Source organism: Halalkalibacter kiskunsagensis (assembly GCF_037027555.1).
Classification (GTDB): domain Bacteria; phylum Bacillota; class Bacilli; order Bacillales; family Bacillaceae_D; genus Halalkalibacter; species Halalkalibacter kiskunsagensis.
Map to the genome: position 1 here is coordinate 40,132 of NZ_JAXBLX010000003.1, position 12,309 is coordinate 52,440.

General features: G+C 36.9%; 9 protein-coding genes. All 9 read right to left on the reverse strand.

Features of this window, described 5'->3' with window-relative positions:
* Window positions 1-249: 249 nt before the first annotated feature.
* The 9 genes from SLH51_RS02410 to SLH51_RS02450 all read right to left on the reverse strand — a co-directional run bounded on the left by SLH51_RS02410 (window position 250) and on the right by SLH51_RS02450 (window position 12,280).
* Window positions 250-1,788 carry a DNA-binding response regulator gene (locus tag SLH51_RS02410; protein WP_335958833.1) on the reverse strand — a complete coding sequence of 513 codons (1,539 nt, stop codon included), beginning with the start codon at window positions 1,786-1,788 and terminating at the stop codon, window positions 250-252.
* 316 nt (window positions 1,789-2,104) lie between these two features.
* Window positions 2,105-2,665, reverse strand: coding sequence for a sugar O-acetyltransferase (locus SLH51_RS02415; RefSeq protein ID WP_335958834.1), 561 nt, complete (start codon window positions 2,663-2,665; stop codon window positions 2,105-2,107).
* A 229-nt stretch (window positions 2,666-2,894) separates the two neighbouring features.
* Window positions 2,895-3,347 carry an SRPBCC family protein gene (locus tag SLH51_RS02420; RefSeq protein WP_335958836.1) on the reverse strand — a complete coding sequence of 151 codons (453 nt, stop codon included), beginning with the start codon at window positions 3,345-3,347 and terminating at the stop codon, window positions 2,895-2,897.
* 456 nt (window positions 3,348-3,803) lie between these two features.
* Window positions 3,804-5,264, reverse strand: a complete 1,461-nt coding sequence (locus tag SLH51_RS02425) for a DUF4153 domain-containing protein (RefSeq protein WP_335958838.1) — start codon at window positions 5,262-5,264, stop codon at window positions 3,804-3,806.
* A gap of 116 nt (window positions 5,265-5,380) precedes the next feature.
* Window positions 5,381-6,022, reverse strand: a complete 642-nt coding sequence (locus tag SLH51_RS02430) for a DUF1700 domain-containing protein (protein WP_335958840.1) — start codon at window positions 6,020-6,022, stop codon at window positions 5,381-5,383.
* Window positions 6,009-6,350: a PadR family transcriptional regulator gene (locus SLH51_RS02435; protein ID WP_335958842.1), complete on the reverse strand. Its 342-nt coding sequence runs from the start codon at window positions 6,348-6,350 to the stop codon at window positions 6,009-6,011. The genes SLH51_RS02430 and SLH51_RS02435 overlap by 14 nt, the downstream gene beginning before the upstream one ends.
* A 181-nt stretch (window positions 6,351-6,531) precedes the next feature.
* The gene (locus SLH51_RS02440) at window positions 6,532-8,040 is read right to left on the reverse strand and encodes a glycoside hydrolase family 43 protein (RefSeq protein WP_335958845.1); all 1,509 of its coding nucleotides are present in this window, start codon (window positions 8,038-8,040) and stop codon (window positions 6,532-6,534) included.
* 319 nt (window positions 8,041-8,359) lie between these two features.
* A complete protein-coding gene (locus SLH51_RS02445) occupies window positions 8,360-10,792 on the reverse strand; it encodes a glycoside hydrolase family 31 protein (protein WP_335958847.1) in 2,433 nt (810 codons plus the stop codon).
* Between the two features lie 78 nt (window positions 10,793-10,870).
* Window positions 10,871-12,280 (reverse strand): family 43 glycosylhydrolase, encoded by a 1,410-nt coding sequence (locus tag SLH51_RS02450; protein WP_335958849.1) that lies wholly within the window; start codon window positions 12,278-12,280, stop codon window positions 10,871-10,873.
* Between the last annotated feature and the right edge of the window lie 29 nt (window positions 12,281-12,309).

Below are 12,309 nucleotides of genomic sequence, written 5' to 3' on the forward strand. Positions count from 1 at the left end.
GAAAAAGATAAAAAAGTGGGATCGATAAGGGACAACACAATTCTTGATGCCCTTATAGACGGCTTTCCTTTATCTCAATATACTGAAAATTATAATGAATAAGTTTGTTTTAAAATAGATGATTAATTTTCGAAATTCGATACTTTTTTTCGAAGAGGATTGTGTCATTGTTCTTTTTCCACTCAAAAACTTATAATTATTTACGATTCTTATAATTATTTACGATTAATTGTATAAGAAAAAATTCCTTTACTCCATTCCCTCTCTCATGTTCAATCGATATTCACGAGGAGACATCGTGGTCATTTCTTTAAAAAGTCTAGTAAAATAACTAGGGTTACGGAACCCAACTTGAGATGCGATTTCTTGAATAGATAATTGACTTGCATGTAAAAGTCGTTTCGCTTCGTTTATCCGTTTAGTAGCTAAAAGCTGTCGAAATGAAATTCCCTGCCTCTTCATTAACAAATGACTATAGTATGATGTACTTCTTCCTACTGCTTCGGCCACACTTTCTAACATTAAATCAGGATCAGTATAGTGTTGATCGATATAAAGGAGCCCTCTTTCAATCACATCTTTTTTCGAAAAGACTTCACCAACCTTCGCATGATCTAGTAATTCATATAGAAATAAAAGCATCTCCTGGACAATTCGGTATAACACACGATTGTACAAAATCTCTGAAAAAATCTTCATATAGTAGTCTTCCATTTCCCCCTGATCAAGTTGGTACGTTTTCATGAACCTTCTTACTTGGGCTAGAATGCTTGTAAGTCTTGTCCGTAACTTTTCTGGGTTAGGAAAAGGCGTTTCCATATGCAAAAACTCTTGATGCATCCATTGTTTTATTTTCTGTTTATCAAAACTATTTAACATATCTACCCATTCTCGCTGCTGGGACGAGGTTAAAAACGGGTCCATTTCATACCAACATTCGTACCCTTCTTTCGGCAAAATGACTTGGCGGTAACCGATAAAAAAGGTCATTTCTAACAGCCTTCTAGCAACTAGATACATGTCATGTACAGATTTCATTTCGGTATTAGGTGGAATAATGACTGCAGCAAGGGGCTCAATACTAAAAGCTTCCCATTCTCTTAAAATTTTCCATGCTTCGTCTCTAATATGTTTGGTTGGACTTTTGAATAAACAAACAATCATATCTGTTAACGGTAGAATAGTAGCGTGTTCACGAAACGGAAAATACGTTAAAAATTGGAGCAAATCAGCTAGTTTTTTGTTATTTTCCGTATGAAGTAGCATCAATGTAATATCCCCATTATTTTGTTCTTCATCTAAAAATAATGTTCGATAGGAATATTCTTCATCCTTATGAGGAGAAAAGACATTGATTGTTTCCTGTTGTGTAACAAGTGATAATGCCAGTTGAAGAGTTTGTCTTATTTTCACTGGATCTAGCGGTTTAACAAGTAAATCCACACTCCCTAATTCAATGGCCTGCTTCGCCCGTTCAAATGTTGCCTCTGCTGTGACAGCAATGATTTTCGGTGAATAATTTTTAACATATCTTTTAAGTAGCGACCAATTTTCGGCTGGAATCAGATCTAATTCTAGATAGAGAATTTCAGGAACTTCTTTTTCTAATATCGCCATTGTTTCCTTTACTGTTTTCGTAACAAAAACGTTGTTAATTGGAATTGAATAGGTCGAAATAAGCCATTCAATCGCAACTCCTTCATGATTATCTCGTTCTGCAATTACTATTTTCATAATATCCGCCAACCTTTGTATGTAATGTAAGCTCTTTTCTACCCGCACCTCCATGGTAATTCCTTCCTTGCCTTGTCAAAAAATATTGGATAATTAGATCGTTTCTAACCACATAATAGATAAAGTATACTATCAACTATTTACGAGTGTAAGTTACTATAGAGAAATTATAGTAATAAATCATTAAATTTATCGGTTATTGTTAGGATTATTTTTTTTATAAAGAGGTATTTTTGTTGGAGTACAATTAGAAGAAGAATATATTAGGGAGTGTTAAAATTTATCGGGTAATAAATTAGAAATTGGTTGGAAAAAAGGGCCTGCCTCTAAGGCCCTCCAACAATATTCGACAGGTTCGAGGCAGTATAATCTATACTTCAATATGTTTAATTATTTTTGCTGGATTTCCACCTACTACCACATTATCCGGTATATCTTTTGTAACGACTGCACCTGAGGCAATAACAACATTGTCTCCTATCGTTACTCCTGGATTTATTACAGCACTTCCACCAATCCATACATTATTTCCAAAAGTAATAGGTTTTGCGTATTCTTTTCCTGAATTACGTTCAGTAGGGTTAAGTGGATGAGTTGCTGTATAGATATGTACACCTGGTGCAAGCATACAATTATCTCCAAATCTCACTTCACAAACATCTAAGATCGTACAATCAAAGTTTGCAAAAAAGTTTTCCCCAACAAATGTATTGTAGCCATAATCAAATCTGATATTAGGTTCCATATATACGTTTTCTCCAGTTGAACCAAATAACGCTTTTAATAATTTCGTGCGTTTGTCACCTTCTGTTTCTAAAGTTTGATTATAGATTCGCACTTGTCTTCTGGTATTTTCACGATCCTTTACTAATTCAGGATCTGCAGGATTATACATTTCTCCAGCCACCATTTTTTCCTTTTCTGTTCTCATAAAAATACATCTCCTTACCTATTAAAAAATCTACCTTGTGTATTAAAAGTAAATGTTAAAGGTTCATTTTTATCTCTTCCACTAATAACTCCTCTCTAGGTTCGTTCTTTCATTCTAATGTTTTACACTTGCGCACTGTTTTGTAAATTTATTCGTTCCAGACTTCTCTTTGGGCATTGACTCAAGATTTTTTGAAATGCTTATATATCGACTAAAGTATTACCTTACCTCAAGACTCCAAATAACTTTTTAATGCATCCAAGTCTTTCGCACAGGCTTTTTTAAAGGTTCCTGACATCATTTTACCAAACCATTTTGATAACCCAGTCAGTCCATTTATCTCACCATGCAAAGTGATTTCGGTATGATCATCTAATGAATCAAGTATATATGTAAAAACAAATTCTCCTTTGCCCGTTGTTCCTTTCGTTCCATCACAGCGTAGAACAATTTTTTTAGGTTCTTCAAGTCGAACAACTTCAAAATATTCTGAAGCCTCTTTTCCGAACATCTTTCTTGTTTCCTTCCATTGACTTCCCACTTGCAAAGGCCCCTTATCCATTCGCTCTATTCCCACTAAACCTTTCATCCACTGGTTAGCAGAATCAAGATCAAGCAAACCTAAATATGCTTTTTGTCGGGATACATAAAAGGTCCTATTCACTTCAAAACGAATACTCAAGCTATTTTCCTCCTCAACAACATGTTTATTCTTTTAAGATTCAGCTTAAACCCTTTGTCCAACTCATCTGATCTGAAGTTACAGTTCAACAAAAGATAGATTTAATCCTGCTTGGGTGAATTCATGCCAACTTTCACCAAGATTGTTTCATCTATTTCACTAACCAGTTGGTGAATAGGCCTTATACTTATTATACTAGTTGAATGTCAACTCACTGTATACTATTTTAGCTGATTGATTTTCCCTTCAGAACTTTGAAGGACAGTTTGCTTAATTCATGACTTCTCTTTGTCCTTCATTGCCTTAATGAAGGACCCTTTCCTCTGATACCTGCTTTGTTTTATCCTTAATTGTCTTATATAGGTTTCCCTTATTTTCTTAGTGTCACAATAAAAAACTAGATATAAAACAACCCCCCACCTTCTATCCGGCTTCTCGCCTTCCATAAGCCAGAAATTATTTTAGCTTCAGCTTCTCTAATTGATCCCTAGCATCCCTTTCAATTATATTAAATTCTTGCCATTTTACATGTGATTGTTGTAAGTTTCTCTTTTTATCCTGCAAAAGATTTTCTAAGTTCGGGATTGTAGGATCTTGTTCATATAAATGGATTAGAGCAAGAGTTCCAGCGCCTGATAATGTATTTAAATAATAAATATCAACCTTTCCTGTTTCGTCGTAACGTTGAATGTTTTGCTTGGCGATGATTTCGTCCATATGAATGCAATGAAGTATCGTAAAGCAAACAATCGCTGTAAAAAAGTAGAATCGGGCAAGCGACAGCTTTTTTAGCCAAACCTTTACCAATGAATACATAAAAATAATGCCTAAGAAAATCATGAAGCTATATACAAGGAAGCGCGTTGTTGTGAAACCATATTCTTGCTCATAAAGCATCAGACGAATAAAAGCGGACAAAAGCATGACACCACTTGAGAGGATCATGAAAGAAAGCAACACTTTAATCACGGATTTTAATTTCTTAGAACCCGTTTGCACAAAGTGGATGACCGATAGAAAAACAGTCCAGTTGATTAATGTGACAAAAACGAGCTCAAAGAAACCTCTTCTTGCATATTGTGCATACGTTAACCCTTCTTGAACAGATCCTTGGAAAAAGTATTGAAATTGTACAAAGACAAAGAGAAAATATAATAGGTTTAACGAAACGAGTACGGTTACCGTTAAAATTTCGTTCCACTTTATCGAGGTTGGTTCTTTTTTATCTTGTAATCTATATTTTGGTTGAGTTACTGATTGAATAAACCCAAATGTAAATAATCCAACGAACAGTCCAAAGAGGACCCTGAACAGGTTATCTCCCCATTGTAGTGTCATCAGCCATCTCGGAAATCCCGATAAGAACGTTTCAAATTGTTCATCTGCAGACATAAGTAATACAGACACGGCCATGACTAAAGGAACAGAGATAACCAATCCAAGGAAAATCATTTTCAGATTGTTATACATAGAAGGCTGCATGTTTTGTTTGAGCGTCCTTTTCCCAACGGCAGCATAGCGGGAGAGATAGTGAAACGCATAACCAAAGTAGGAAAGGACATGTGTAATAAATGCCCACTGATACCATTTCATATGAGTAGAGCTCGTTAATAGCACAAGATGAAATGCCACAAGAAATGGTAAGATCAAAAGACTCCAACCAAGTAATGCTGTATTCGTAAATACAGTGTAACTAAACGAAATAAGAATGACGCATAAGAATACAAATAGACTCATTCGAAAATGGGTTGATTTCGTATGTTTCATACTTGAAAAATACAACAGATAAAACAATGTAATCGTAAGTGAAATGGAAGCTCCAGGCTCTGTCCCAATCAGTAACCATTGAAACAACATACCGAACACGAAGCTAAGCAATAATAAGACTTTTGACGTTGATCGTTTGAGATCATTCATTTGACATTCTCCTTTTGTTTTCGATTATATAGAATAACTAGGTATAAGAATAAAAAATAAATCACAAAGCATAGTAATTCTAGGTAGTGTATTAAAAGTATAGAGAAAGAATGATATTACACTGATACCCTCTTTCCCCAATAGTACCCCAAAAAGCTTACTGGATATAATAGTGCTGTAAATATTATACAAGCTAAAATAAATTGATTCGATAATAACGGCTGAAACCATTGATGTGGTATGACACGAAACACCACTAGACACATTAACGTGAGGTTTGGAATAAGCGAAAGTAAAAATGTTCTTACAAGTAAGCTTTGCCCTTTTGGCCCAAACTCTTTCCCTATCTCATACCCTAGTAAGATCCAGAAAAATAAATACAATAAAATAAAAAGTGATTTAAAGTTTGTCAGGCTATTCCACAAGTGTTGAATCCCACTTACATCAAATTGATTATAGAAAAACGTAAGGATGAGCCCACCAGTGAAAAAGATCAAATTTGAAATGATAAAAATCCATGTTGTTTTTGACGGAGAGATCGCAAATTCCTTATTAAAAAGAGAAGCAATATACTCAGGATTACCTAGTCGCTCGATCAGATATTCCCACTCATCTTCTGTAGAATGAAAGTCATTGTCTCTCTCTAGCATGAGCATTTCGATATGCTGTTCATATTCATCTAGGATGGAGTATTTATTTGGATGCTCGCGCAGGTTGCTTTCTAACTGTTGTAAATAACGATCTTTACATCGAATCATGGCCTGTTTTTCCAATCATTTTGTTCATGACAGAAACAAAGCGATTCCACTCATTCGTCTTTTCTTGCAGCATCTCTTTTCCTGACTTCGTAATGCAATAATATTTTCGTGCAGGACCCTTCTGTTGCTCTTGCCAATAAAAATCAACATACTCTTGTTTTTCAAGCTTATGTAAAGCAGGATAAAGAGTGCCCTCTTTCACTTGAAGGTTGTGGTCACTTCTTTTTTCCATTTCTTTCACAAGTTCGTAACCATACATATCCTTCTCATTTAACAATTGTAACAACAATAAAGAAGTGCTGCCCTTCACAAGTTCTCGATTAAACATCGTTTCTCACCTACCTAGAATTGATATGTATGAATTAATCATACAAATAATTCCTTCATTTGTAAATATACTACAAAGAAAAAGATGGTTAGAGAGCTCAGACTTCAAAAAGGTTCCTAGTCCCCCAGTGTGTTAAACTGCTCGGAGACAGGAACCCGAAATCCTAATTATTAATTGCTACCTACGATTTTGTATAACGGAAATAATCAAAATCAACAAAACCGCCGATCTCCTTGGTTGCATAATTGAATAACCCAATCCTGCAGCCCATGAAATGATCCAATGTATATTTCAGATGCAACGGTTGTCCAATTTGATGCCAAGATACACCGTCTTCAGAATAATAAAAGGTCGCTATATCCTTGCTCTCTTCGAAATGAAAGTCAATTTTCAAATATATTTGTTGATTCTCATATCGAATAGACTCGACCGTTTCTTCATTCCCGTCCTCATTTCTGACACACATCGCAACATAACATTCGCCGTTATCTGACACTTGAATTCCAACCGTACCGAAATAGTGCTGCAGGGCAACTAATCCTGCTCGGTCCCCTGGTTTCATTTGATGCATTTCCAATAAGGTCATACCACTGCATTCCGGTCCTTCCGTCCGTTGCGTCAACGTATTCCGCGCATATTCAACGCTGTTAGTCAAATATCCTGTTTCTAATCTCAAAAAGCCGGGTCGATCCAGCAAAGACCACAATTGATGATCTGGATTATGATTCCACTGCCAATTAAGCGCTAATTTATTTTCTGAGTACTCGAATTCATCACTGTTGACAATCGGCTTCGATTCTGCCTCAGGCAACCGTGCTTCAAAAGCTTTAGGTACTTTCCCATCCAAACCAAATACAGGCCAGTCTTCTGACCAGGTAACAGGGACAACACAAGGAATTCTCCCAACAGCATCGTGGTCTTGGAATAAGAAAGCATACCACTCCCCTTCTTTTGTATCAACAATCCCTCCCTGTGCAACCCCATTGTTATAATAGTCCATATCGTTGTCGAGAATCACTCTATGCTCATAAGGACCGAGAAGCTCCTTTGAACGATAGCAGAGCTGTCTTCTGCGTTTATTGCCAGTGTTCGGCCAATCAATAAAGAACAAATAATAGTAACCATTTAGCTTATAAGCATGGCACCCCTCACATCGCAAGCCAATTCCTTCACGCTCCGTCTCAAACAGTAACTGATTGATGCCATCAGGTTTCAGAGCCGTAGCGTCTTTAGTCAACTCTGTTATACGAATATCCCCATTGCCATGGATCACATAGACATGACCATCGTCAAAGAGCATACTTGGATCATGATGGAGACCTCGGATGACGAAACGTTCCCACCTGCCGTTCTCGATATCTTTTGTTTGGTAAACATAGAAATTCTTCGTGTCATTACTTGAAAAACACACATAGAACGTATCATTATGAAAACGTAAACTAGCCGCCCAAGAACCTTTACTATAAATATTTTTTTCGTCAATCAAATTATGCTCATCATTATCCACTAACTTGTCAAACACATAATTTACGATTTCCCAGTCCTTCAAATTTGGCGATTTCATAATCGGACAGCCAGGCATCGAATGCATACTCGTACTAACCATATAAAACATTGACCCCACTCGTATGACACTTGGATCTGGGACATCGGCCCAAATAATCGGGTTTGTTATCGTTATTTTACTCATTTATTTACCTCCGAGTGCTTTACTTAATTCATTTTCATTTTTGAAAAGTAACAAAGTTAGATGCGTTAAGTCTTCATTTATGTATTAGGTTTAACATTGTTCCAATTATCATTAAAAGATCTTCTTCTTTTCTCCCTATTAGCCTTAAATTATATCGGTGACTTTTTTCAAACGTACTAAATGTTTTATTCATAATTTTCCCCATATCATGTTCCGAAATGAACCTTGATATGGGAAATGAGTAATATCTTTTGAAAACTAGCAAACTATCATACAATTATTCTTAGTCACAGAACTAAAGTTTATAACATTAAGACTTTTAACTAAATTGAATAATCATCTGTTCCCCGTTGTAAATAACCTTTCGCTGATTATATGAAGAGGAGATCCTATCTTCTCTACCGTTAATAAGAGTTATTACTAATTCTTTAGTACTCTTCATCCCATGAAAAGATCCTTGACGCTTTTCGATGACAAGACGATTTTCTTCGTCTTCCCAGCGTATAAGTATGGTTGAAAACTCTCCCTTTTCATAATTGTAATTATCACCTTCATCTTCATATAGCGTAAAACTACCATCTTCCCCTTTGTAAACTTTCAATTCTAATGGGTCTGTCGACTCTTCGGTACTATATTGAATATCGGGTCCAAATGGTACAATAGATCCAGAACGTACATATAAAGGCATTGTTTCAAGATCAGCAGCTGCCTCCATTTGTTGACCTCCAGATATCCGTTCGTTTGTCCAGAAATCATACCAATCTGTACCAAATGGCAAATAGACCATACGTTTTTTACTTGCACCTTCAATCTCAACCGATTTGTTACTATAATACATTGCTTCCGTTACAGGATTAACCAAGAAAGCGGGTCCAAACATAAACTGGTCTTTACTATTATGGGTTTTCAAATCATTTCTAAAATCGAAAGCTAAGGTTCGCATCATCGTATAATCCTGATGAGTCACCCAACCTGCAATCGAGTAAATATAAGGTAATAATCGATACCGTAACTTTATAAATTTTACAATCGTGTCGTAAAACATTGTACCCGGCTCACCGAATCTCCAGACCTCTCTTGGTGTATCTGTGCCGTGGCTTCGGAACATCGGTAAAAATGTGCCATATTGCAACCACCTAACATAAAGCTCACGATATCCCAAGTCTTCACAACCATCTTGATAGTCTCCATTCCAAAACCACTGATCCTTTTTAGAGACAAAGAATCCGCCAATATCTAATGTCCAGTATGGCACGCCAGTCACGCAGAAATTTAATCCATCAGCGATTTGCTTTCGCATGGTTTCCCAATTGGCAGTGATATCTCCAGACCATGCAATCGTTCCATACTTTTGTTGGCCTGCATAAGTGGATCTTGTTAAATTAACGACTCGTTTCGTTTCAGTTGTCTGCCGTTGTCCTTCATAGATTCCTTTTGAATGTAGAAGCGAATAGGCATTAATAAAACCAGGATCCAAATATTTTTTTGATTCTTCCGTGTTAATACGAAGTCTTTCTTCCGGTTCAGGTTTCACTTTCCCAGTCCAATCTGCCTCAAAAGGTTCTGTACAGTCACACCACCATGCATCAATGCTATGAGAAAACAATCCTTCATTTGCCTGTTTCCAGTACAAATTACGTGCTTCTTCACGAAATGCATCATAGGTCGCTTGATTCCCTAGAAGATAGCCCTTTTGCTTCATTTCCACATGATTTGGTCCATCGTTATTCATAATTGGCCAAATGGAAACCATCAGTTTAGCATTCAAGTCATGAATATTATGCATCATTTGTGTTGGATTTGGAAAACGTTCGGGATCAAAAGATTTTTGCCCCCAAAGATTCCCCGTCCATGATTGCCAATCTAGAACAATTGCATCAAGTGGAACTTGACGTTTTCTGTACTCTTTTATAATCGAGACTAACTCCTCTTGCGATTTGTACCGCTCTTTCGACTGAACATAACCAAAAGCCCATTTTGGCAAGAGCGTTGCTTTTCCTGTAAGATGACGGTAGGAACTTACAATTTGGTCAAAATTGGGGCCGTAAACAAAGTAATAGTCCATTTCGCTATCAACATCTGTCCAAATATATGAACCATACATATCATCATGGAACTTCATCAATGAATAACTATCTACAACGACTCCGTACCCTTTTGTTGAGACCAAAACGGGTACTACTGCCTTCATATTTTGCTGATATAAATATTGATGAGTACCCCTTAAATTTAAAATCCCTTCCTCGTGTGAACCTAGACCGTAGAGCGCTTCATCATCTGACCATTCGAATTCAAGTTTGGTATGATACGCCGTTCGATCCACGACTTGCTTTGATGGGATGGCTTTAGCACGAGCACCATCTACACTTTGTGAATTCTGAATCTCCGTATGTTGGTCAAAAACAGATGTAACCACTTCAACTGGGACAAGTGTTTTCCCACCACGTTCAGGTTCCTTTGCTAAAATCTGGCCTGATGAATCTGTATACGTAAAAGCTGATGTTTGTTTATTAATTTGAATTTGCACATTAGAAGTTGAAAACACGATTACACTGTCTGTTTCATGTACTGAAAAATCAACAAGTTCTTGTGCATCTTGTTCAACCATTAAACTTTCTTTTAAGCTAAATTCTTTCTCTAATGTATAACGGATACGAATGATTGAGCTTGTATATGGGGTGATTTTTATCACCCCATTTGTACTTTCAATCAGTAAATGGTCTTCTTTTTGTTCATAGCGTATTACCTCCATGATACATACATACCTACCTTCTCATATCTTAATCTATTAATTATTATTTTTTGAAAATAATAGCATTCTCTGTGACTTCTATTCCAGTGTAAAAGAAGCTAGACTAGCCCTACCATTTCCCGTGTATGTAATATATAATGCCTGTATACCGTCTGGGATAACTATGTCAGACGAGTATTCAGTCCATACATTTGTAAAATTAACCGGTATCTTTCCGAGTGTTTCACCATCCCATGATGTCTTCACTTCAAATTCACCATTACAATATCCTCTTACCTTAATTTTGACCTTTTTAATTCCCTGACAGTCAAAATATTTAAATCCTGCTGTTGCAGAATCAGTCATATTGGCAATATATCCGGTTTCTTCATCCCCATCTTTTCCATCCTGTGTAATTTTCGGAAATTGGCTATCCATCCATAGATCACCTGTATATATTTCCTCATCTCGACAGAACAGGTTGCATGCTAAATATGCTGGATACTCTCCTTGTCCGATAAGTGGCCCGCCATTCGAACCACAGGATGTCATTTCTACCTGCGGAATCGTCCCATCACCTAGGAATTCAATTGGTTCGATACACCCTTGGCGGCTGAAATTTGATCCATTCGTATGCCTATGATAAAAAATATACCATTTATCGTTGATAGCAATGATACTGCCATGATTATTTCCACCATAATACATAGGCTTATTTGCTGGCTTATAAGAATCAATGTGAAGATCATTATTACTCACTATTACTCCTCTATATACAAAACCTTTCGTCGGATGGCTGCTAGTAGCGTAACAAAGTTCATGCATGACAACTGAGGAATAGACTAAATAGAAAGTATCCCCTTTCTTCCTTATAGAAGGGGCCTCAAAAAATTCATGTCCTTCAAAACCACTCCCCGCACTGTAAGGTTCACTCGGTGCTACAATAACGGGTTCTTCCAAGATCGTAAGCATATCCGGTCCTAGAACCGTTGCCATCGCCCCACTTCTCGATTTATCGCCAACTGCACAAAATCCGGTATATAGAAATGTTTGATCTCCTTCTGTCAGTACACCAGGGTCAAACTGCGGTTCATCACCCTCTCTTTCTCCTAGTCGTACTCCATCTGAATCATGTACATATCCATAAAATTCATACTTCCCTGCTGGAGTATCACAAACAGCTACCGATACAACGGAGACCTTATCAAGTACATAGTACAAATAATATCTTCCATCCGGACCAAGTGTGACGTCAGGAGCATAAAGGCACATTCTTCCATCAGGGTTCAGCGGGTCATCTGTTTTTTTGTATATTACACCTTCATACTGCCAGTCAGCCAGATCATCTACGGATGCAGACCAGCATACATAATCATTTAAACAATAGGCATGTCCATTAAAACGGTCATGCGACCCATAAACATACACTCTGTCATTAAATACATACGGTTCCGCGTCCGGAATATATTCCCATGACGGAAGATAAGGATTCAATCCTTGCTTTGTCATTATAAGCACCTCTATTTTAATTTTTGATC